At 69.5% G+C, this 21304-nt stretch carries 20 protein-coding genes and 1 pseudogene; 11 read left to right on the plus strand and 10 right to left on the minus strand.

Annotation, left to right across the window (positions count from 1 at the left end; all coding sequences use genetic code 11):
* Nucleotides 1-301: 301 nt before the first annotated feature.
* Nucleotides 302-1999 carry an ISL3 family transposase gene (locus IE237_RS05875; RefSeq protein WP_308433056.1) on the minus strand — a complete coding sequence of 566 codons (1698 nt, stop codon included), beginning with the start codon at nucleotides 1997-1999 and terminating at the stop codon, nucleotides 302-304.
* 32 nt (nucleotides 2000-2031) lie between these two features.
* On the opposite strand from IE237_RS05875, the gene IE237_RS05880 reads away from it, so the two are divergent.
* The 3 genes from IE237_RS05880 (at nucleotide 2032) to IE237_RS40510 (ending at nucleotide 4344) form a co-directional block, all read left to right on the plus strand.
* Nucleotides 2032-2442, plus strand: coding sequence for an Imm10 family immunity protein (locus tag IE237_RS05880; RefSeq protein ID WP_189800743.1), 411 nt, complete (start codon nucleotides 2032-2034; stop codon nucleotides 2440-2442).
* 755 nt (nucleotides 2443-3197) lie between these two features.
* Nucleotides 3198-3788, plus strand: a complete 591-nt coding sequence (locus IE237_RS05885; protein WP_189800744.1) for a hypothetical protein — start codon at nucleotides 3198-3200, stop codon at nucleotides 3786-3788.
* Nucleotides 3789-4107: 319 nt separating this feature from the next.
* On the plus strand, nucleotides 4108-4344 hold the full coding sequence (locus IE237_RS40510; RefSeq protein ID WP_229842320.1) for a hypothetical protein: 237 nt from the start codon (nucleotides 4108-4110) through the stop codon (nucleotides 4342-4344).
* Between the two features lie 379 nt (nucleotides 4345-4723).
* Here IE237_RS40510 and IE237_RS41700 read toward each other — a convergent pair.
* The 5 genes and pseudogenes from IE237_RS41700 to IE237_RS05915 form a co-directional block, all read right to left on the minus strand.
* Nucleotides 4724-4831 (minus strand): annotated as a pseudogene (locus IE237_RS41700) (IS5 family transposase); the annotation flags it as partial.
* A gap of 99 nt (nucleotides 4832-4930) precedes the next feature.
* Nucleotides 4931-5677 (minus strand): hypothetical protein, encoded by a 747-nt coding sequence (locus tag IE237_RS05900; protein WP_189801563.1) that lies wholly within the window; start codon nucleotides 5675-5677, stop codon nucleotides 4931-4933.
* A complete protein-coding gene (locus tag IE237_RS05905; protein ID WP_189800745.1) occupies nucleotides 5605-6342 on the minus strand; it encodes a hypothetical protein in 738 nt (245 codons plus the stop codon). Before IE237_RS05905 ends, IE237_RS05900 begins: the two co-directional genes overlap by 73 nt.
* A gap of 842 nt (nucleotides 6343-7184) precedes the next feature.
* A complete protein-coding gene (locus IE237_RS05910) occupies nucleotides 7185-7460 on the minus strand; it encodes a hypothetical protein (protein ID WP_189800746.1) in 276 nt (91 codons plus the stop codon).
* Nucleotides 7461-7501: 41 nt separating this feature from the next.
* Nucleotides 7502-7654: a hypothetical protein gene (locus IE237_RS05915; RefSeq protein ID WP_189800747.1), complete on the minus strand. Its 153-nt coding sequence runs from the start codon at nucleotides 7652-7654 to the stop codon at nucleotides 7502-7504.
* A 1600-nt stretch (nucleotides 7655-9254) separates the two neighbouring features.
* Here IE237_RS05915 and IE237_RS05920 point away from each other — a divergent pair.
* The gene (locus IE237_RS05920) at nucleotides 9255-9443 is read left to right on the plus strand and encodes a hypothetical protein (protein ID WP_189800748.1); all 189 of its coding nucleotides are present in this window, start codon (nucleotides 9255-9257) and stop codon (nucleotides 9441-9443) included.
* A 656-nt stretch (nucleotides 9444-10099) separates the two neighbouring features.
* Here the strand turns inward: IE237_RS05920 and IE237_RS05925 are convergent.
* Together IE237_RS05925 and IE237_RS05930 are read right to left on the minus strand one after the other, a co-directional pair.
* Complete coding sequence (locus IE237_RS05925; RefSeq protein ID WP_189801565.1) at nucleotides 10100-10297, minus strand: CDGSH iron-sulfur domain-containing protein; 198 nt, start codon at nucleotides 10295-10297, stop codon at nucleotides 10100-10102.
* A 40-nt stretch (nucleotides 10298-10337) separates the two neighbouring features.
* Nucleotides 10338-11027: a HemK2/MTQ2 family protein methyltransferase gene (locus IE237_RS05930; protein ID WP_229842321.1), complete on the minus strand. Its 690-nt coding sequence runs from the start codon at nucleotides 11025-11027 to the stop codon at nucleotides 10338-10340.
* A 226-nt stretch (nucleotides 11028-11253) separates the two neighbouring features.
* Here IE237_RS05930 and IE237_RS05935 point away from each other — a divergent pair, with 226 nt between their 5' ends.
* The 3 genes from IE237_RS05935 to IE237_RS40520 all read left to right on the plus strand — a co-directional run bounded on the left by IE237_RS05935 (nucleotide 11254) and on the right by IE237_RS40520 (nucleotide 13461).
* The gene (locus IE237_RS05935) at nucleotides 11254-11814 is read left to right on the plus strand and encodes a hypothetical protein (RefSeq protein ID WP_189800749.1); all 561 of its coding nucleotides are present in this window, start codon (nucleotides 11254-11256) and stop codon (nucleotides 11812-11814) included.
* A gap of 16 nt (nucleotides 11815-11830) precedes the next feature.
* The gene (locus IE237_RS05940; RefSeq protein ID WP_189800750.1) at nucleotides 11831-12493 is read left to right on the plus strand and encodes a hypothetical protein; all 663 of its coding nucleotides are present in this window, start codon (nucleotides 11831-11833) and stop codon (nucleotides 12491-12493) included.
* Between the two features lie 812 nt (nucleotides 12494-13305).
* The gene (locus tag IE237_RS40520; RefSeq protein ID WP_229842324.1) at nucleotides 13306-13461 is read left to right on the plus strand and encodes a hypothetical protein; all 156 of its coding nucleotides are present in this window, start codon (nucleotides 13306-13308) and stop codon (nucleotides 13459-13461) included.
* Between the two features lie 180 nt (nucleotides 13462-13641).
* Here the strand turns inward: IE237_RS40520 and IE237_RS05950 are convergent, their stop codons facing one another.
* A complete protein-coding gene (locus tag IE237_RS05950; protein ID WP_189800751.1) occupies nucleotides 13642-13995 on the minus strand; it encodes a PRC-barrel domain-containing protein in 354 nt (117 codons plus the stop codon).
* 380 nt (nucleotides 13996-14375) lie between these two features.
* Between IE237_RS05950 and IE237_RS05955 the strand changes: the two genes are divergently transcribed.
* The 4 genes from IE237_RS05955 (at nucleotide 14376) to IE237_RS05965 (ending at nucleotide 20404) form a co-directional block, all read left to right on the plus strand.
* Nucleotides 14376-14798 (plus strand): helix-turn-helix transcriptional regulator, encoded by a 423-nt coding sequence (locus tag IE237_RS05955; RefSeq protein WP_189800752.1) that lies wholly within the window; start codon nucleotides 14376-14378, stop codon nucleotides 14796-14798.
* Nucleotides 14795-15394 (plus strand): STAS domain-containing protein, encoded by a 600-nt coding sequence (locus IE237_RS05960; protein WP_189800753.1) that lies wholly within the window; start codon nucleotides 14795-14797, stop codon nucleotides 15392-15394. The genes IE237_RS05955 and IE237_RS05960 overlap by 4 nt, the downstream gene beginning before the upstream one ends.
* 1433 nt (nucleotides 15395-16827) lie before the next feature.
* Nucleotides 16828-16959 carry a hypothetical protein gene (locus IE237_RS41290; RefSeq protein ID WP_268253686.1) on the plus strand — a complete coding sequence of 44 codons (132 nt, stop codon included), beginning with the start codon at nucleotides 16828-16830 and terminating at the stop codon, nucleotides 16957-16959.
* Between the two features lie 733 nt (nucleotides 16960-17692).
* Nucleotides 17693-20404: a fibronectin type III domain-containing protein gene (locus IE237_RS05965; protein ID WP_189800754.1), complete on the plus strand. Its 2712-nt coding sequence runs from the start codon at nucleotides 17693-17695 to the stop codon at nucleotides 20402-20404.
* 252 nt (nucleotides 20405-20656) lie between these two features.
* Here IE237_RS05965 and IE237_RS05970 read toward each other — a convergent pair whose 3' ends face one another.
* The gene (locus IE237_RS05970) at nucleotides 20657-21301 is read right to left on the minus strand and encodes a hypothetical protein (protein WP_189800755.1); all 645 of its coding nucleotides are present in this window, start codon (nucleotides 21299-21301) and stop codon (nucleotides 20657-20659) included.
* Nucleotides 21302-21304 lie beyond the last annotated feature (3 nt).

Consider the following 21304-nt stretch of genomic DNA (forward strand, 5'->3'; position numbering starts at 1 on the left):
ATGGTCCACTCCCCCGAGTCCGGGCCGGACGTGGCACCGGTCTTGACGGAGCGGGCCACGTTCAGCAGAGGAACCCGGGTCTGATCGCGCAACTGTTCCGCCCACAGCGTGCTCCGGGGTGCCCTCGTGCTCGACCATCCCGGGCGAGATGCCGATCCGAAAGGACCCCGGGAACCGTCTGGCCGTCGGGCGTGCAGGGCAGGACGTCGAGCGGGGCCGGGCCGCCGTCCACGATCCACAACCACACCAGCTGTCGGCGTACACATGAACATGGCTCTGGCGAGAATTCCGTAGGCGGAGATCATCTCGGTGACACGGTCGGCCGGTCCGCGTAACGGCGGCGGAGGTGGGCGATCAGAACGACGCGGTGGCGGAGGAGTGGGACTCCGGCGCGTCCGGCCATCAGTCGTTTGTGCAGTTTGACGTCGGTGATGCGGCCTTCGTTGACGCCGGAGTTGTAAGGGGTGGTGATTCCCTGGGCGACAGCGTGTCGGTCTTTTCGGAGGGCTCCGGCGAGGCCGACCAGGGGGGCCAGGCCGCTGTGTGCGAGGTCGTCCAGCCAGCCCGGGAGGAGTGCGGCGTCGCGGTTTTCGAGCATGGCGGCGAACCGTCGGACCAGGTCATGAGTCTGCCTGAGTTCGGGGCAGTGGTCGAGGAGCCGGGGCAGGCGGTCGTTGATGTGGAGATTCCGGCGATGCGGGTGGGCTGTGATCCAGCGGGCGGCTTCGCGTGGGGAGGGCGGTCGCTCGCGTGGCTCGTCCAGGGGCAGGCCCCGCCGGAGGGGTGCGACGGCCATCTTCACGCGCTGGTAGTGGCCGAAGTAGCCCTTGGTCTGGAGTTCCTCGTGCAGGATTCTCGCACTGTGCTGGCCCTCGTCCCAGCGTTGCTGCAGGTAGTCGAGGTAGGGGTCCAGAGTGGAGGGCTTGCGGGGCGGGCGGCGCATCACTTCCTGCCAGGTGTTGGCCCGGGTGTATTTGCCGACCGTGCGGCGGTCCAGGCCGAGCTCGCGGGCCACGGAGCTGTGGCTCCGGCCAGTGCGGGTCAGAGCCTGGACGGCTTCGAAAAGCCTGCGGGCATGACGCCCGGCCCGGGTGTCGGCCGCGGTGTTCATGGCGCTCTCCTTGACCGGTGCGGGATCGCCCTCGCCGGCCGGGGGCAGCGCTGCGGGCAGGCAGCCGCGGTGGGCGGAGGTGATGTCCTGGACGCGGCGGGAGAGGCCCTGCCAGAGGTGGAAACGGTGGCTGACCTGCACGGCACCGGGGGCGCCTCCCGTGATTCCTTGCCGGTAGGTGAGGGAGCCGTCGCGGCAGGCGACCTCGACACCAGGATGCTCGCGGAGCCAGCGGCTGAGTTGTTCGGCGTCGCGTCCTTCCCAGAGGGTGAGCGGGAGCCGTGTGGTGGCGTCGACCAGGAGGGTGCTGTAGGTGTCGCCGTGGAGCGCGAAGTCGTCCACCCCCAGCACCCGCGGCGTCTCCGACGGAGGGAGCGGCACCCGCATCAGCTGGGACAGGACGGTGCACCGCGAGAGCCTGATGTTCAAGATCCGCAGCATCCGGGCACCTCCCCGACCGGCCAGCACCACGCCGACGTCCTCCACCAGTCGCTGCAACTGCGGCGTCCGCCGCTGATAGCGCAGAGTAAGACCCGGCACCTGCTCCGCGAAGGTCACCTTCGGGCACGTGGTGTTCTCGCAGTACAAACGGCGTACGGACAAGTCGATGCGCACAGGCCGGCCTGCGAGAGTGATGTCGGCGAGGCGCCGTGTATAGCGGCTGTGGCACCACTCGCTGAGCCGGCCGCATCCCGTGCATTCCGCTGGATCAGCGCACCTCGTGCGGGCTTGGACCGCCACGACGGCATCGGAAACGTCGACAGAGAACACCACCACGTTGGCCAACTGTGCTAGGAGACTGTCAAGTTCGACAGAGCACAGCCACAGGCTGCCCGTGGGGACGACCACGTAATTTCCCACGTAGCGTCGCGCTCGCCCCTGCCTCACGGCATGGTCGAGCACACTGATAGAACCCCGTCATGACATACCGATTTACCGCCCGAGCCGCCAGGACCGAGATCGACCCTGACGGCTACTTCACCGAAGCCGCCCTTGCCGAGAGTGAGGATGGAAGCGGTTTCATCATGATGTTCATGGCAGGAGAAGAGGAGCCCGATGACCAGGAGGTCGCCCTTGGGATGGACACACACTGCCTGGTCACGGCCGGACAGGGCACCGCATACGGCTGTGTGCGGGAAGCTGTCCTGACGGACAACGTTCTCCGCGTCTCACTCGACCCCGAAGCGCTGGAAGACCTGCGGCTGACCGACCCCGAGATCGAGGCCGTCATCGATGCGCCGGCCGAAGACATCAGGCAGTTCCGCGAAGTCCTCGCTCAGGTGCTCCGATACGGGCGTGTGGACGCAGTGACCACCCGTGTAGGCATCTGACGCGCCATCTGTGCGGAAGGCCTGATTGTCGGCAGCCCGCTATGAGGACCGGTCGACCGTGTCACCGAGATGATCTCCGCCTACGGAATTCTCGCCAGAGCCATGCTGAGGAGTACGCCGACATCAGCAGCTCGATCCGGCCCCGCATCGCATCAGTGATCACCGATCGGGGAGCTGCCCGTGTTCGTCGGCGCGTGGTCCGGCAGCCACAGCACCGCGATGCAGACACCTCCGACCAACTACCCCACCCGGCAAAGACACACGCGCCAGCCAAGAACCCCCAGCCGGCTGCTCCCGCAGGGCAGTCAGGCTCCAGGGCACCTCCGGAAAGCAGCGCCGCCTGCCCTCAGGGCAGCGCTCGCGGCGTCCGGTGCGTGCGAGCGCAAGACGGAGGAGGTCGACCATGGCGGAGCCACGGCGGCCGACGACAACGCGGCGACCGTGCGTGCCCGACCGCCGCGAGCCAGGCGGGACTCTCCGGAAAACGCCCTCCCCCAGTCAGATCGTGACCGGGCCGTGGGCCGTGGCGAACTCGCCTGTCACGCGCCGACGGCGTGTGGTGGCTGGAACTCGGCGAAGGCGACCCCGACAAGCCCTGAACCGTGCCCCGTAACTACAGTTGTGGGTGTGGCTGAGCACGGCAGGTGGCCAGGATGGCCCCCTCCGATGCTCAAGAGTGGGCACTGGACGTTGCAGCGTCTGCGGACGCGGGGCCGGGCTCAGGGTCGCTGGGACTGGTGGCTACGCTCTGCGGCGTGACGGGATCAACAACGGTGATTGCCCAGTGCAGGGCCTCGCTCGGGGAGGCGCCGCGCCGTTTCTCCTGGTTCGACAAGTTCAGATATCTGCGCATACCCAGGTCCGACTGGGTGGAGCGCGAGGATCCGCTGGCGGAGATCTTGAAGGCCCAGGACGTGCTGCTGGCCGAGGGCCGCCTGGTCTGGGGCGCCATCGTGCAAGCGAACTCCGATCTGTTCGTACGCGGCTGGCACGACCTCCCGGCTGCCGTGATCTACAGCCCCGACACCGCGGTGTTCGACGACAGCCCTGACCTGCTCCTCGACATCGCGCGGAAGCTGTACAGATTGAAGGGGACCCGGCAGCAAGATCCGGAACTCGCCGCGTTCTCGCGCATGCTCGCCAGCGAGATGGACCGGGAGATGCGGTTGGAGGTCCCCCGGCGGCTCACCGGCAGTGCCGCCGTCTACTGCACCGACATCATCGTCGCCCGCAGACATCTCCCAGGCCGGGCACTGAGCGAGTCGATCTTCCCGCTGCTCATCGCTCCGGAACACACCGCGATGACGATGATGCTGCCGAGCCGCTTCTGGCCGACATCGGTCTGACGACACATGGCCGCGAGCGAGCCGTGCGCTTGTGGCCGCTTCGCCATCATGGGCGGATGACATACAGCGACGCTGACCTGAACGCTCTCCTTCATCACCTGGATGATCCGGAGCTGGTGGAGCATCCACCTGGCTACGACCACGTGGCGACGCGAGCGCTTTTCGAACGACTGGTGGACAGGCTGGATGCGGACTTCGACACACGATGCACGGCGGATCGCCAGGTGCAGGACGCGAGCCTGCACGCCCGAGTCGAAGTGCCGGCAGAGACAACGGCTGCGGGGAGCGGATCGTCATCTCGGTCAGCAACTTCGGATCGATGGCAGTTGTGGCCGCCGAGAACCCGGGCGTCTACTCCGATACCGATGAGGCGGTGGAGGCAGGCGCGCTCGACATCACCGACTTGCGCAAAGTCGAGCGTGCCCTTGAAGACCTGGGTTACGTGCCGATCCCAGAGCGCCTGCTCACCCGGCCGTACGACGGGCTGAGTCCGCTGGCCACGTACCGCCCGGGGGAACGAGTGGACTGGTGGATTCGGTACTTCGACTACATCTAGAAGCTTGTCCGCACAGGGGCGTGAGCTGGGGGCGATGAGGGTGGGCGAGTGCCCGTTGCACGGGGTCGGTGTGCGTCCTGACTATCTGGATCCTGCCGCAGCGTCGCCAATGGTGCGGCGGCCGTTTCGAGTGCTCGGCAGATCCGGTGAAGGCGTCGCCTTGGTTGCTCCGTTCCACATTTCATGGGGCGGGCCCGGTCGTGGGCCCTGGAAGCGGGGTGGTCAACAAGGGACTGTTCCGTCTGTTGTCACTGCAAGCAGCTGATCGCTACTGGGAACTCGCCGTTCCCGCTGCGGACGTGGCTCTGGTCCGTGCTGCGCTGCGCGGGGACGACAGCGGAAGGTAGCCAGAGAGCCCGCGCCAGACCGACGAAGTACGTCACAGCCACTCGTTGAGGACCACCAGCACGGTCGCTTCGTAGCGGACGGCAAGTTTGTCGTACCGGGTGGCGACCGCGCGGTGGCGCTTGAGCCGGTTGATGCCGCGCACTCGACCGCGCGGCGGACAAGCAGCGCAACACCGTCGAACGCTGAATCAACCCCCTGAAGCAGTGGCGGGGCATCGCCACCCGCTACGACCAACGACTCAAGAGCAGGAGCGAACCGCATCGTCCCAGGCACCGGGGCTGCGGTAGTGGTTCTTGTGGCCCGCGGCGAGTACGTGGCGCAGTTCGGCGAGGTGCTGGGTGTCCGTGGGAAGATCCAGCCGGCCGAGGAGGGCCAGTGCGGCAGCCGGCTCCAGGTCGCCGTAGACGTCGTGGAAGCTCGCCCGAAGGCCGCGGAAGACGGCCGAGTGCAGGACAGGAAGCCGCATGGCGGTGCGGTACGTCAGCTCCTTCACCGTCCAGCGCACCGGTCCCGAACACTCCAGAACCCGACGGGCTCGGCGGAGCAGGGCTTCCGATCGCTCGGCCACCACCCGGTCGATGTCGTTGCCGAGAACCTCGGCGAAGGCCGTCGCGGAAGTGGCGTGGTCCTCGAACCAGTCCACCCACAGCGAGTAGGTGACGGCTTCGGCGTCGCGGTCCGCCTCCAGCCGCTGACGGTAGCCGTCCCACAGTACGTCGGCCGGCAGGGGACCCTCTGCACCCTCGTTCGCGAACCGGATCTCGCACGTGACCCAGTACTCGTCGAGGAGGTCCAGCAGCCCGAAAGCCAACCGCACCTGATCGGCTGCATCCAGGTCTTCGGCGAACACATCACCGGCCCAGGAGTGCGCCACCTGGTTGGCAGTGAGCAACACGTCCGGTTCCTCGTCGTTCACCCACCCGTCGCGCGCCCGGCGGACGCCCTGATCAGCCAGCCAACGCCGCGCTGCCTCCTCGGGTTGCATCTCCACTCGGGAAGTATGACAAGCCTCGCAAGATCCAAACGAAACGGCCCAGGGCGGCCGCCTTCGAGGAGCAGGACGTGGCCGAGGTCGGCGTGGGACGGGGACCGCAGGACCCCGCCCTTCACACGGCTCCCCCACAACGGCGAGCGCTCGGCCTCACCGAGGAGTTCGGCTTCCAGGCCGCGGCCGACGGCACGCTGGTGCATCCAGACGATCTGAGCCGGCGTCGCCCGCCGCGGCACGATCCCGCCACCGAGTTCGGCCTCCACCTGCCCGGCCCGCACCCGGTACTCGGCCACCTCCCGGACATTCACCGGCACCGGTGGCAACCCCAGCAGCCCCGCGAGCTGCGACCACACGGTCCCGGCCGTCGCCCGCCACCGCCCCAGGCCACCGGGCCCGGGCAGCGGCACGGCCAGCCACAGAAAGCGCCGGTGCATGTCCACCGGCTCCTCCAGGTCCTCGCCCGCCAGCAGCCGCAACGGGGCCTCGGCGACCTCCGCCCACGCCTCGTGCCGCCGGTAGTCGACACCGTCCAACGTTGCGGCGACGACCTCGCCCGCGTCCATACAGGCACACAGCCCGAACAGACGGGCACTGCCGGGCAGAGACCGCACCAGGGCGGTGACCTGGGCAGTGATCTGCTCACGGGAACGGTCGGGCATGTAGCGGGAACCGGCCGGGGCGAGAGACCACACCGCCCACACGGTGCCGCTGGTCGACCAGACGAGATGGTCGACGATATGCCGCAGAGGGAGCTTCATCGGGCTGCTGCCTTCCTCTTCGATCGGTCATGGAGCATCTGCTGCAACGGCGTGGGAACCGGGCCCCCGCCCACCCGGGCCGAAGCCCGGACGGCCACGCGAGCGGGTTCCGGGGCGTGTTCGGGGGCGGGGGCCGGGGCGGCCGGACCGCTGCAGGCCGCGCGACGCCCTTGAGACGGCCGGACGGCCGGGCGAGGAACGGAACGCTTCCTGGCCCCGTCGGACCCGGCCGGCGAAGCGGAACGTGCGGACGACTCGACGGGCCCCGCCGACCTGATGGAGTCGGCGAACCCGGCAGGCTCGGTGGGGCCGATGGGCCCAATGGGGTCAGTGGGGTCGGTGGTGGGGTCGATCAGGAGGGTGCCGGTCAGGCGGTGTGTCCCCGGGGGACGCGCGGCCTTGCCGCCGATCCGGCCCGACCTCGGCTGCAGCGCCCGCCGGGCCAGTCCGTACAGCACCCACATCGGACGGCGGCCACCGACCCTGTGTGCGCGGGCCGCCCACACCACAACACCCAGAGCGAGGACCGGCAGAGGCCCGAGCCCCGACCACCAGTCGAACGTCTTGATCAGGACCAGGACACCGACGGCCGCGATGACCAGCTGGCCGGCGTTGCAGGGGCCGAACCAGAGAACGAAGTCGCCCAGCTTGCCCAGCACCCAAGGATGGGTACGGCCCTTGGTGTGGTTACGGCCGACGCGGGACCCGGGCCCGGCGGGAGTCGCGCTCACGCTGCGCGACCGTCACTTGCCGGCCGGCACGGTCGATGCCGGCGTCGGGGTGCTGACGTTGGTGAGCTCTTCCCTGAACGCCTGCGCCAGCTCGTCGCGGGACTGGTAGACCCCGACGCACACGACCAGACCGATCAAGGCGCCGATACCCGCCTTGACGCTCATCTTGCTGCCCACAGCGATGACGACGGACAGGAGGGCCTTCTCACCCCACTCGCCGCTCACGCTCAGCAGATGGTCACCGATGTCCTTGATCGGGACGGCCAGGACGACGGACGTGGTGCTCATGACGGACTCCTCGTGAAAAACAGAGGGTGGGTGGTGGCAGGTCAGGAACGGGGAGCGGCCGCCGTACCGGTGCCGGTGTCGGTGTCGGTGTCGGTGTCGAGGGAGGCGATCTCCCAGCGGCCGTCGCGGGCAGTGAGCATGAGCGCGTACGCCATCGGCCACGAGCGGCCGGCCGCGTCCGTGGCGGAGACCACGGCACGGACACGGGCGGGGTCGCACCGTCCCGGCCGGCGCCGGCGGGCCGGCCCCCGGAGAGGACCTGGAGGGTCTCCACTTCGGGGAACCGGGCCTGGGGGCGGGCCAGGACCGTCCCCGGCACGAGGTAGCGCTCGACCGTGCCGCCGCCGAGGAACGCGGACAGAAACCCGCGAACGGTGTCGATGAGTGCGGGGTCCTCGACGCGGGCGGTGCAGGGCGAGGCGGGCTCCCGCCCGGCCTGCGGCCCGGCCGCCTCCCTCGGCGCCCCGGCCGCGAACACCCGCCGGGCAGCGCTGCCGGTCTCGGTGACAGGGATGGTGAAGAACCGAAGCCCATGCACCGACTGCTCCCCCGGTACACCGGCGGCAGCGTTCGTGAGGCGCGCAGCGACTGTCACCGCCCAGGTGCCGCGCCCCTGCCGCTCGGTCCGCACGGCAGCCACCTGCAGGACCGCGACCGGCCGGCGGCCCCACCGCGGCGCCTGCACACCCGGTGCCAGCAGCCGCAACCGGGCCATCTCGGGAGACGACTCGACGGCCGTGCCGGACTCGAGCCACACCCCGAGGACCGTCTCCGCGAACCCGGCCGCCTCACCGGCACCCGCCCCGTCGACAGCCCTCTGGACGGGAGCGGGACGGGCCACAGTGGCGCCGGCTTCACCGGCACCGCGGCGGGACGGCCCACCGCGACCAGAAGAGCTGCAGGGCCGGCGCCGAGCGCCGCCCACACCCCGACACGCACGAGGAACGCACGCCGCCCACGCAGAGGATTGACACGAGAGCGAGTTGCTGCCGGGCCGGGGCGCAGCAGGGCGGGCGGAGGCATCCGGAACTCCTCGAAGCAGTCGGCACAAGCGGATGCCTCACCCTTCGACAAGCCCCTCACCACCAGGCTGACCACCCACAGCCCGGGCCGTCACAAAGCCATACATCCACACGGTGACTTCGACGGCAAGAAACCCGGCGACCCGCGTCGTGAGCCCGGTGGAAAGCACCGGAACAGCCAGTCAGGGCGCATACCACAACAGGCCGGAACGTCTCCCCCACTCACCACGACACGTCACCACCATGCGGCGGCCAGACCAACACCCCCACGCCAGGCCCCCACCCACACAGGGCCCACCACCCACACCCCGACCCAGCCCCGCGCAGGCCAGCCTATCGAAGGGAGAGCTACCTCGCACCAGCCCCACACAGGCGCGAGCCCCACACCCCAACCCCGCATCGGCCGAGCCATCGAGGCACCGACGCCACGCCGCGACACCTCTCGGTATGAGACGAGTACCGCCGCCTCGTGGCCGGAGACTCCGCACCACCTGCCAGTGCTGTACACGCAGCGTTGACGCCCATCGTGACCAGGCCCGCTGCTGCGCCGCCGGAGCGTTCCTCCACGCCTACGACCACGACCCCTGCCACACCGCACTCAACGGACACCCGCCCGGTCAGCCGCGTCAACAACGCTGCGGGTCAAAACACTCAGGCCTCCGCAAGGGCGCAGACAGCTGGCATCGGTCCCATCCTCCACACACCCCGGGCGCCGACAGGCTTGACGCCGGCCGCGTGGCGCAGTGCCATGAATACGGACGGAGGGGGCGGGATGAACGACAGGAACAGCGACACCGAGAACCAGGGCGACGATCCCTCACGGCGCACGAGTCTCACAGACTTCCCAGGAACCGTCTGGACCGTGCTGCTCGCGCTGCTCGTGCTGGGGCTGTTCCTGTACGGCCTGACACGGGGCGAGGGTGGCGGAGGGCACCCCGACGGGTACACCGGTTGGCATTGAGCCGATGAGCGCGGACCGCGCCCGGCCCATCAGAGACAGCGCTCTGGTCGCACCCTTCCACGTGATGCCGACCCCGCCGGACACGAGCAACCACGGTCACCATGACTGGACACTGCCGTCATCGATCCACGCTTCGTCGACCATCACAACGCCCCCCTTCAGGTTCAAGAGACCCCGCCAGGTCGCAGGTAGACGACGACTCAGGAGCATGAGGGTGAGCCCTTCAGTCCCGCAGCGTCCGGGCGACGCCGGCCCGTGCAGCGACATGACGTCTGGCAATGGCTGACGCTGCTGGTCGCCTCCACGGGCTCGACGAGGAGGGGGTCGAAGGCCTCCTCGACCGTCCGTGGGGCGTCGCGCAGCTCTGCCCGCAGGCTCTCCACGACGGTGGACTCCAGCTCCCCGGCGTAGACGGAGCAGGTCCGGATCCCACTCCCGGTCGGCGTCGACACCGGCGAGGCCGCGGTAGTGCAGTTCGTAGAGCAGGTACAGGGCGAGTTGGAGGTCCTCGCCCCACGGATCGGTCCCGGCCGCCTCCCTGTGGCTGCACAGGGGTGGCGCGCCGGTACTCAGGGCCCTGACGACGGCCTCCGAGATCTCGCCCCGCCCTTGGACCAGGCTGGGGTCGTGCGCGAGGGCGTCGGAGTGCCGCGGGATCACGGGCAGCTTCCTTTCCCTGGGGCCGACGTTTTCCGACGGTGTGCGCGATGGCTGGTGTCGCACCAGGGGTAGCTTCGGCTGCGCCGGCAGGTACAGACGGCGACCACGAAACGGTCCGAGCGCGCGACCGTACCGTCCTCCAGGACGATCTCCACCGGGCCCTCGATCAGCACGGGCCCTTGGTGGTCGAGCATCACGCGGCGGGCGGAGCGGAGTGGAGAGGCCGGGGAGCGGTCAGGGGTGCTGGGCACGAATGATCACCAACTCTTCCCACGCGTCGCCCTCGTCGGCCAGCCCCTGCTCCTCCAGCCACGCCCGTCGTGCCCGCAGGACCGGCCCCCATGGCACGAGCGTGCGGAAGGCCACCCGGGCGGTGAGCCCGGTCCCCTCCAACTGCCGCACTGTGGACCGCGCATCGCACATGCCGGAGTGGACCATGAGCAGAACGCCGCCGGGTCGCAGCATCGACGCGGCCTTCGCGCAGATCCTGTCGATGACCATGCGTCCGGTCGGACCGGCGTCCCAGGCCCTTTCGGCGCCGCGTGTCGGCAGCCGCGGGTTCGGCGAGGGGACGTAGGGAGGGTTGGAGAGCACGAGGTCGAAGCGCTGCCCGCAGGCGCGGGTGGCGAAGTCCCCGTGGAGGACGCGGAGCGGCAGCCGCCGCCGCAGGGCGTTCAGGTACGCAGCGATCACAGCTGCCCAGGACACGTCCACCGCCGTGACACGGGCTCCCCTGGCGGCTGCGTGGAGCGCGAGGGCACCGGTGCCGGTGCCGATCTCCATCACGGTCGTGCCTGGCCCGAGCTCCTCTCGGGCGAGGGCGTCGGCCAGCAGCCAGGTGTCGGCCTGTGGTCGGTACACACCGGGCAGTGCGCACAGCCGCAGCTGAGGCATCTGCGCGGCGGACAGTACGGCATGGGGCATGGCACCTCCCGGGCGACCGTGGCCCGCGGCAGCGGACCACGTCTGACGTCGGCACGGGGCGGCTACCCCGAATCCGATTCCCGTACCCGCCGCACGTTTCGCCCGGTGAGGCGCTGCGGCCGGGCGCTTCGGTGCGGCGGCGGTCCGCGCGGGGAGAGCTGTTTCAGGCCGCTCCGACTGGGCAGCCGCCGTGCGCACGGGGAAGAGACCCAAGGGAGCGAGGCCGATGTCGACAGGAACGATTCTCGCCATCGTCATACCCGTCGCGGTGGTGATCGTGGTGATCGTGCTGGCCATCACTGTGGGCGGGCGGCGTCGTCGGCGGCTGCGCGAGCAGTTCGGGCCCGAGTACGACCGGACGGTCGATGACGCCGGAAGCAAGCGGGCCGCCGAGTACGACCTCGAGGCTCGTGAGAAGCGTCATGAGGCCCTGGACATCAAGCCGCTGTCGAGCGGGACGCGGGAACGCTATGCCGAGCGGTGGCGTGGTGTTCAGGAAGAGTTCGTGGACCACCCTGAGGGAGCGGTGCACGACGCGGACGGCCTGGTGACCGCGCTCATGCGCGAGCGGGGCTATCCCACGGAGGGCTTCGAGCAGCAGACGCGCGACCTCTCGGTCGCACACGGCCAGACGCTGGAGCACTACCGGGCGGCGCACGAGATCAACGCGCTCAGCTCCTCGCAGCAGGCCACCACCGAACAGTTGAGAGGAGCGATGGTGCACTACCGGGCCCTCTTCGACGAACTTCTCACCGACGGTGACGCTCCCCGTCCCGGCCGGACCTGACGAGGAGGCGCACGACATGCGCGAGCACGACCCACGGGAGCAGTCCGGCGACGGTGCGGACGCGGCGCCGCCCATGTATCCCGGCGAAAGCACCGACGTCGGCCGCGACGAGCGCGACGCCGGTCGCGGCAGGGGAACCGACACGGGCGCCCCCACCCGGACCGAGGCCGGGAGCGCCTCCGACACGGCCGCGGACAGCGGCGTGGACACCGGCACGGCCGCAGACACCGGACCGGAACACGAAACCGGCGCCGGCAATGGCCTCCGCACCGGCGACCGTTCCGGCACCGACACCGACACGGCCCCCGAGCGCGACCGTGAACCCGACACCCCGACAGGGCTCGGCGAGGACGCCACCGTCCGTTCCGGGGAGGCGGGCCGTTCCGGGGAGGCGGGCGAGGAAGGAGCCCCCGCGCGGCTGCTCGACTCCGCTGACGAGGAGGCCTTCCGTCACCGCTGGCACGAGATCCAGAGCCGGTTCGTCGACGACCCCCGCGAGGCCGTGCACGAGGCCGACGCGCTCGTCACCGACGTGATCCGAAAGCTCGCCGCAACCTTCGGGGACCGAAAGAAGGACCTGGAGGGCCAGTGGAACGAGGGCGAGGACGTCGACACGGAGAGCCTGCGCAAGGCGTTGCGGCAGTACCGCTCGTTCTTCAACCGGCTCCTCACCACCTGACGCACACGGCGGGCGCCCCCGACGCACCAGGAGGCGCCCGCAGCACTACGAGATGCCAAGCCAGGAGCGACGACGTGATCAAGACCTCCTCAAGCCCTGACGGCGCGCAAGGGATCCAGGTGATCACTCATGTGCCGCTGGCTCGTGTACGCCGGTACGCCGGTGCGCTTCGGCGGCTGCCACGCCCCGTGCCTCCATGTTGATCTCCATCAACTTCCGCCGTGTGCATGAAGCGGCACACCACGGGCATTCGCTCGACGGGTGCCGCCGTCCGGCCTCCCCCTGGATGGCGGCGCTCCCTGCTTCACCAGGCTGCCACCCTGATCCCGGCGCGCGGCGACAGATGCGACACGGTCCGCCCCTACGGCCCCCGCTGACCTGTCGATGCGCTGGGCGGGATCACGGCTGAAGGTGTCCCGTCTCCCATGACTGATCCGAGGGGAGAGGGCCGTGTCCACGTCGAGCCACGAGATCGCGAGCGCCCCGTGTTGGGTCAGTCTCGGTCGCACTTCAGGAGGGCGTGCCCGCTGCGGGGATCGGAGCACTGTCCGAACGACTGGATCTGCCGGTGGCGTGGACACCCTACTTCGATCTGCCGGGGCGTGGACGCCCTACTTCGCGATCTGCCGGGGCGTGGACGCCCTACTTCGCCGACGCCGATGTCACCGCTGCCGCAATCGGCGAACGTGGAGCGACGATGGCCGTGGGCCCCTGCGCCTTCGGTACCGGCAGAGCCGGGCTGCCGGCCGACCCGGCCGGAGCTGTCTTTGGGTTCTGGGAGGGACCGGTCGTCCCGGACTGGACAGTAGGCCGTGGCAGTGCACCATGGTCACGCCGCCGTCGCCCACATCAGCGGTGGCGCGGTCGACGACGTGCCGGACCCTCGGATCCGCCAGCGCTGGAACGTCCACTTTCCCGTCCCGGATCTGGAAGAGACGATCGCGGCAGCAAAAGAGGGGGAGGGATGACTGCCGCTCCCGTCTACACGACCACCACGAGCAGGTGGATCGACCTCACCGACTCCTGCGGGGCGATGTTCACCGTGGTGGCACCGCGACACGGGTTCCGCTGAACCCGTGTCGCGGGACTTGGGCGTGCGCCCCATCACCCGAGGCCGGCGTGTCTTCGTGCCGCGCGCAGCCGCTCCGTCACATGTGGGGCATGCCGTAGTAGCGGGCGAACTGTTCGAGGTAGGTGGGCTCGCCTGCGTGTCGGGCATCGTCGTACTCGGGCGCGTTCTTGATCTCGTCCTTCGTACGGTCGACGTGGACCTTTTCCTCCGCGGTGTCGATCCGGCGGATGGTGCCGGCGGGAAGCAGGACGTGCTTGCCGAAGATCCAGGCTCCGGTGTCGACGACGAGGTAGGAGGAGCCCACCTCCTCGGAGTGCTTGTCGATCTTTCCGATGGGGCCGTCCGTCGCCTCGACCGTGTAGCCGATGAGGTCGACTCCCAGCCGATGGCCGACGTCCTGGGCGTATCCCCAGATGTTCGTGTCAGGCATCGCTGTCGCCTCGCTTCTCCTCGCGGGCCTTCGGGCCGGTCCAGCGCCGTCGTCCCGTCACAGGGTCCGTTCGGGGTTCTGGGCGGTCGAAGCGGCTCGCCTCGTCGGTGTCGGCTGCGGCTGTGCCTTCTTCGCTGCGCCGTCCGGTGCGTCGGGGGCTGTGAGGCACGCCCCCGGCACCGCCTTGCTCTTCCATTGCGGTCTCCTCTTAGTCTCCAATGTCGCGCCTGCCCGATTGTTCCTGGCGTGAAACGGTGAGAGTCGTCGCGTACTGGACTGGGGGGATTCAGCTTGCGCCGGGTGTCGGCCGGGGGCCGGAGATACAGGAATCGGGGCTCACGTCTGGCGAAACCGGAGTTCCAAATCGTATAATTCCGGACATGGAGCCGGTAGAACCTCGGACCAGCTGGACGTTCGTCACGCAGCACGCCCGCATCCTCGCCATGATCCTGGGCGACCCGGAAATCCGGCTGCGGGACCTGGCCGAGAACTGCCGGCTCACCGAACGGGCGGCCCAGGCCATCGTCACCGACCTCGAGACCGCCGGATACCTCACCCGGGTACGCCACGGCCGACGGAACCACTACGAGGTCACACCCGGGACTCTCTTCCGTCACCCGGCCGAGGGCCACCACGAGATCGCTGACCTCTTGCAACTGCTGGTCGACCTCGACCAGCCGACCCCACGCCCTACCGCAGACGACCACCGCAAGCACGGCGATGGATCCGCTCACTCGGAGGCCCGGACTCCTCCCACTGGGCCGCCAGACCTTCCTTCGAGACAACGGAGGGACAGGCCATGACCATTCACCCCCGCCGCCCGACCACCGTCGTCGGGGCAGACATCAGCGGAGACGCTCAACCGTCCGTCGTCGCCGTGGACTTCGAACCCGGGCACCAACGGGCACTGGCTCGCGTATGCGGCGAGGTCGACATCGAGGACGCCGACGAGCTGGGTGCGGATCTCGCCGCGGCCCTGGACGTCAGCGTCTCCGGCCTCGACGTCGACCTGTCCGCTGTCACCTTCTGCGACTGCTCGTGTCTGCACATGCTGTTCCGCCTGAACCGGCGGGCCGAACGGGCCGGGAAAACCCTGGTGCTCACCGCACTCGGCCCCCGGGTCGACCGCCTGCTGCGCCTGACCGAGACCGAGCACCTGTTCACCGTCCAGGCCGCCCGGCCCGCGTCCGCTCCGGCCGAGCCCGGTCCGCAGATCGAGACACTTCTCTTCACGCACCGCCCGCGTCACGTCCGGATCCAGCTGCCCACCCCCGACCCGTCACCGGCGTCCGTCAGCGTCCTCGCCCGCGCCCGCCGGCTGTGTGAGGGACTGGAGATTCCGCTGACGGTCGTCGGCCCCGCCGCAGCACGCCCACCGCACCGTCCGGCAGCGGCGTGACGGACCCCACCGTGGGAGATCGCAATGGCCCACGAACTGCTCGACACCGTCCGGGGTCGTACTCGCCACCGCCGGATACGGCCCCGACAGCGGCCAGCGCCTGCACGAGCACGCATACGGAGTCGATGTCACCTGGCCCACAGACCACCTCGTCCAGACCACGATCCGCGCACACCCCACCCACACTGACCGGCCCGCACTGGCCGAGTTCGCCCATCTCAGAGCCGCCACAGCCACCGCCCTCTCCACCGTCCTGCGGCAGGGCCGGCCTCAACGCCGCGCCCCACCCCGACGGCGTCATCCTCACCACACCTCTCGGGTGGAACGGCGACGCGTACGCATCATTCAGTGCCTCTCCGGACTGCAGAGCCTGACGAATGACATTCAAGATCTCCGCGTTCGCAACGCCGCATGCCCCAGCGTGCGGGCAGGCCACGCACCATCAGGTTGCGCCGGCCCGTCCAGGGGGCACCCGCCGCGGGAGGGAGCCGGCCGGTGAGGGTACGGACCCGTCCGGCGGATCATGTGACTGTCGGATCGCTGGCTCATTGTTCCGAGTATGTGGGACGGGGCAGTTTGACGACTGCACCGCGCGCGCCCACCATGGCTGGGCGGGACCGGCGTGTCCCGGGCGGCGCCATGTGGGCGACGAGAGTGACCCCAACACGGCGAAGGAGCGCGCGGCAAGAACTCTGGCGTCCGAGGGAACCGTCGGATCCGCGGCCCAGGCCGAAAGGAGTTCGACCGAGCGTTCTACTCCGCATTCAGCCAGCGTGGAGGTCGCGGTGATCCGGTCACATACCTGGACGCCGCCGTCCCGGGCGATGCAGAGGAGCAGCACGACCCCCCTCCTGGCGATGCCCATCCAGATCGGCCAGCGCCGCAGCGGCATCTCCGCGGTGGTGGACCTCTACGGTGCGGTAGCCGGGAGCAAGGCGCAGGTCAGCGCTCCTCAGAGGCCTATCTGAGCATGTCAGCGCCATGAGGGCGAGGTCGTCAAGACGATCTCGGCCTGGGCGGGCCATCCTCTTTGCACCCACGTTGGGGGGGAACCAGTGGGTCCACCTGCCAGAGAAGTACGGCAACTGGAGAGGCGTCTACAACCGGCTGCGGATGTGAGCCCTGTACGGCACCTGGGAACAGGTCTTCACCGCCCTGGTCGCCCGGGCCGACGCCGATGAGAACCTGCAATGGGCGGTCGCGGTCGACTCCACGATCGTGCGTGCCCACCAGCATGCCGCCGGGGCCCGCAACACGGGGCCTCGGCCGGCGAGCCGGCCGATCACGCCATCGGACTATCCCGCGCCATCCGCCACCATCTGCGCAGACGCGGCATCCGGGCCGTGATCCCCGTTCCGGCCGACCAGGCCGCACACCGCAGGCGGCGCGGCGGCGGAAAGGAACGAGGTGGTCATGCCGACAGGTGGCGCTGCATGACCACCTGCCCCTGCCGTTGGCGCCACGTCAGCTTCGACGCCGGCTGGGCGTTCGTCGTCACCATCGCCGTCGCCCACGGCTGGGTGAAGAGGGGATCCCGTAGGGCTACTGCTGAGTCCACCACGTGAGCCCTGCGCCACCGAGTGTGGTGATCAGACCGATGAGCCATCCGGGCACGCGCTCCACCGTCAAGTGCACTCCACCCATGCGGAGTTCGATGAGGGGCTGCGTGCTGCTCTCAGACATGGTAGTGCGCTTGGGCATGGACGTGCCTTCTCTCAGGTGGGGTGAGTCGGCTGTTCAGAGCCTGGGCCGCCGATCGTAGCTATCCGCACCAGGGCATTGATCGGCGTCCGGGAGCGCAGGGGGCGCATGACCCCGATCAGCGACTAACGACTTGCAGCACCACCAACGCACCGGACTTGAGCCCGCCTGGGTGAACGCGCAGCTCAGGTGACGAGCGCCTTCCAACGGCGACTCGATCATGATGCCTATCCGCATAGCTGTTCCCAGTTGATGCACCGGACAAGGCATCCGCCCCTCCATCTGAAGCAGCCCCATGTCCAGGCACATGCAGGCCAACGCTGCCCGCATCTACAGCTACCACCGCGAGGAACACGACACGGCCGACATGAGCCAGCACCACCCGCCACGCCGCCACCTCGCCCCCCGACACCGTCACCGCCACCCACCTCGTCGTCGCCGGCGTCGTGCACCCACTGGCGCAGCGATGGCGCCGCACATCGCAAACCGTCATGAGGCCCCCGGACCCCCGGTCAGGGCCCTGGCACACCCGACTACTACTGATCAGTAGGGTTAACCGCCCGCGAATCGTTCTCTCTTGAAGTCGGAGTGAAACAGGTGGACTTAACGCCCAAGCACACTCGCCGCTGGTTCGCCGTGTGTGCCACGCTCGCGCTCATCGCCGCCCTGCTCGGCGTCCTGGGACCGGCCGCCGCGCCCGCGCAGGCCGACCCCCCGTTCAATCGGACGATCGCCCAGTGGAACATGCTCGGCCAGAGCGACTGGGGCGGTGGCATACCCGAGTCGCGCTGGACGACCGTCCTTCCGAGGATCCTCAACGACCGGCAGACGGACGTGGTGGCCCTGCAGGAGGCGGGGAACGAGCCGCCGCCGCGCGCCACACTGACCGACCGGGTGTTTCCCAATCCCGGCGTCCACGAATTCGTGTACAGCGTCGGGACCGACGCGGACCCCGACGTCGTCAACATCTACTGGATGGACACCGGCCAGCAGGGCAACGGCCTGGCCATCGTGTCCCGCCTGACGGCTGTCAACGCGGTGCAGCTCTACGCAGGGCACGAGGAAGCGCGGCCGATCATGGGAGTGCAGTTCGGCACCACCTGGTACTTCAACGCCCACGCCCGGTCGCTCGGACAACGCCCCAACAACGACTCGGACATCATCTACGCGGCGATGATATGGATGAGGGATCACGCCCCCGGACAGGACTGGGTGGTCCTGGCCGATTTCAACGGCGATCCCGGCCACATCGAGACCAGGTTCCAGAATCACATCGTGGCCACCGGCGAGGCCACCCACCAGGGGCGCCGGGAGCTCGACTTCGCGTACATCAGCTACGGGAACAACAACACCATCGACGCGCTCCGCGTCGGGTACAACTCCGACCACTACTACGTACGCTACATCGTGGACGGGAGCTGCGTCGGCCTGCCCGGGCCACCACGACCTGAGCGGTCGGTCTCCGACTGCGACAGGCCGATTCCGGGCATGACGTACGTGCTGACCGCATCGGACGTCCCCGGGGCCGCGCTCACCGACGTCACCACCCCCATCCGCCTGCGCGAGATGACGGCCGCCAACAGGTCGCGGCAGACCGTCCAGGTCCGGTTCAGCAGCGCACCGGACCGGTACCTCCTTGCCTTCAAGAGCGGCTGGTGCGTCTCGCGGTCGGGGCGGGGCTCGATCGACGTGAGCCAGTCCGGGTGCGTGTCCGACCTCCCCGAGGTGCAATGGGCGTTCGACAACGGGCGCATCTCCCACCGGGCGGCGAACGTCGAGGTCTACCTGCAGCCCGAGCGGAAGTTCCTGAACTCCACGATGATCATCGCTACGGCGCCGTACACCTGGGGCTTCGAGTCCACGGCGGGCGACGACGACGTGGGCACCCCCGAGCCGCCCGCCCGCTGGAACATCGGCAACGTGCTCGTGGTCGGAGACTCGATCAGCAACGGGTACGAGGGCAACCACACCTGGCGACAGCGGCTGTGGGAGTGGACCCGCGAGGAAGGTCTCGGGGCCACCTTCGTCGGTCCTCTGTCCGGGACCCACAACGCCGACGAGGCCCGCGCCCCCGAACCCCCGTCCGTGGAACCGCCGGCGCCCGCCGATGAGCCGGATCCCGCCAGGTTCACGGGCGTCTACTCGGCGAACACATCGCCGCAGTTCCTCGCCACCGGATCACGCCACTACGCGATGTGGGGCCGCCAGCTGGGCCAGAGCACCCGCACCATCGCCTCGGTCATGAACGGGCTGAAGGGGAGCGGCGAACTCCCCGACACCTTGCTGGTCGAACTCGGGTTCAACGACATCGGATGGCTCGGCGCCGGTTCCGGCCTCGTCCCGACGATGAAGGAGTTCGTCGACAACGCCCGCAGCGTCAACCCACACGTCCGCATCGTGGTCGGCAACGTCCCCCAGCGCACCTCCCTGGGCAGGGCCAACCCGCAGCTTCCCCAGCGCACGGCCGACTACAACCGGGCTCTGGCCGAAGCCGTTCCCACCTGGAGCACTCCCGACTCACCGGTCGCGCTGGCCGACATCGACGCCGCCTACGGCTGCGACCCGGCCGGCACGACGTGCCCGTCGACGTACGACGGGCTGCACCCCAACGCCTGGGGCGAGTACCGCATCGCCCGTGCCTTCGGCAGCACCCTGCACCACGCGTTCGGCATGGGCGAGCAGGACCCCAGGGAGCCCGCCGCGGTCGTGCCCTTCAGCATCGTCACCCCGGGCGACCTGCGGTTCGACGGGACGCAGCAAGGAGTCACCGTCACCTGGTCCAAGATCCTGGGCGCGCACTCCTACGACATCCAGTGGCGCGACACCACGAACGCTCCGGACGCCGCCTGGCAGCCTGGCGGTCCCACCCCGGCCAACCGCTTCGACCTGTCCTGGCAGTTCACCGGCCAGCCGTACGAGGGCCACACGTACGAGGTCCGCGTGCGCGCGGTCGCAGGTGACACCGGCGATCGCGTGTCGGAATGGTCCGCGCCGGTGGGCGGCACCGCCCGCCCCACCACTGCTGCGCCACCGGAGAGCGTGACCGTGACGCCGGGGGCCGGGGCCATCGACGTCAGCTGGACCCCGTCCACCGGCCCCTACTCCGACACCATCACCCGCTACGCCTTGTGGGTGTACGACCTGGACACACCGCTCGTGTGGTCCACGATCCGCGGCTACGCCCCCTCGGCCCGCTCCGCTCGGATGGAAGGCCTCACCCCGGGACACCATTACGTTGCCTTCGTCTGTGCCTGGAACGCGGCGGGAGAGGGCAAACCCCGCATCCCGGAGGCGGTGGTCGTCCGCTAGACACACACACCTTCTGCACTTCGACGACGCCGGCACGGAACGCCTCGCTCGCACCCTCGCCGATTGCACCAACGGCGTACCGCTGCCTCTGTGGGGGAACCGTCTCAGTCGACGCCACCAGCCGCACCGCGATGGAAGGCCGGTAGCCCGGCCAGATATCGTCCGGGGCCCACCGGCGCGGCAGGAGTGCCGGAGGGCCTCGACGCCTGAGACACCTCCGGGCCCGGGCTGGTCAGGTCAGGTCAGGTCAGGTCAGTCCGTCGTGGGCCAGCTTCGGAGGAGCTTGCGGGCGGCTCCGTTGTCTCCGAGCTGGTACACGGCGATGCCGGCCGGGCGGACGGTGAAGGCGTCGAACGGTTCGGCCTCGATGGTCCTGAGGTCGTCGAGGGTGGCGAAGCCGACGGTGATGTGAGCGGTGTACCGGTCGGGGCCGATCTGGGCGGGGACGTAGCCGTCGACCCAGTCGAGAGTGCTCTGGCTGATGTCTTCGCCGGGGTCGGTGACGAAGGCGGCGGCCGTGCCGCCGGACTCGGTGGACGGGGAGATCGCGGCCTGCAGCGCGGCCTGCAAGGCGAGGACCTGCGGGCTGGGGCGCAGGAGGATGACCGCGAGGCCCTGGCCGGGCACGCCCCAGTCGGCGTGGCCGATCGCGAAGGCCTGGTAGGTGAGGGCACTGGTGTCGGTCGCGGCCAGGGTCCGGTGGACGGCGTCGTACACGTCGTCCAGGTCGGCCGTTCGGACGTAGCGCTGGAGCGTGGTGATGTGCGGTTGGTGGGAAGCGTCCAGGGCGAAGCCGTCCGGGACGCTCTCGCGCATCCGTGCGTTCCAGGTGTGGGCGTTCCGCAGAGTCGTCTCGTCCGGGTCGACGAGCACGTCGATGGCGGTCAGGTCGTGCAACGC

Origin of the sequence: Streptomyces tanashiensis, from assembly GCF_014648895.1 — a bacterium.
Classification (GTDB): domain Bacteria; phylum Actinomycetota; class Actinomycetes; order Streptomycetales; family Streptomycetaceae; genus Streptomyces; species Streptomyces tanashiensis.

Coding starts and splice junctions, on each gene's coding strand:
- IE237_RS05880 (WP_189800743.1), top strand. CDS start 2,032: ATGACATACCGATTTACCGCCCGAGCCGCCAGGACCGAGATCGACCCT.
- IE237_RS40510 (WP_229842320.1), top strand. CDS start 4,108: ATGGCAGTTGTGGCCGCCGAGAACCCGGGCGTCTACTCCGATACCGAT.
- IE237_RS05900 (WP_189801563.1), bottom strand. CDS start 5,677: ATGCAACCCGAGGAGGCAGCGCGGCGTTGGCTGGCTGATCAGGGCGTC.
- IE237_RS05905 (WP_189800745.1), bottom strand. CDS start 6,342: ATGCCCGACCGTTCCCGTGAGCAGATCACTGCCCAGGTCACCGCCCTG.
- IE237_RS05910 (WP_189800746.1), bottom strand. CDS start 7,460: ATGAGCACCACGTCCGTCGTCCTGGCCGTCCCGATCAAGGACATCGGT.
- IE237_RS05920 (WP_189800748.1), top strand. CDS start 9,255: ATGAACGACAGGAACAGCGACACCGAGAACCAGGGCGACGATCCCTCA.
- IE237_RS05925 (WP_189801565.1), bottom strand. CDS start 10,297: ATGCTCGACCACCAAGGGCCCGTGCTGATCGAGGGCCCGGTGGAGATC.
- IE237_RS05930 (WP_229842321.1), bottom strand. CDS start 11,027: ATGCCCCATGCCGTACTGTCCGCCGCGCAGATGCCTCAGCTGCGGCTG.
- IE237_RS05935 (WP_189800749.1), top strand. CDS start 11,254: ATGTCGACAGGAACGATTCTCGCCATCGTCATACCCGTCGCGGTGGTG.
- IE237_RS05940 (WP_189800750.1), top strand. CDS start 11,831: ATGCGCGAGCACGACCCACGGGAGCAGTCCGGCGACGGTGCGGACGCG.
- IE237_RS05950 (WP_189800751.1), bottom strand. CDS start 13,995: ATGCCTGACACGAACATCTGGGGATACGCCCAGGACGTCGGCCATCGG.
- IE237_RS05955 (WP_189800752.1), top strand. CDS start 14,376: ATGGAGCCGGTAGAACCTCGGACCAGCTGGACGTTCGTCACGCAGCAC.
- IE237_RS05960 (WP_189800753.1), top strand. CDS start 14,795: ATGACCATTCACCCCCGCCGCCCGACCACCGTCGTCGGGGCAGACATC.
- IE237_RS41290 (WP_268253686.1), top strand. CDS start 16,828: ATGACCACCTGCCCCTGCCGTTGGCGCCACGTCAGCTTCGACGCCGGC.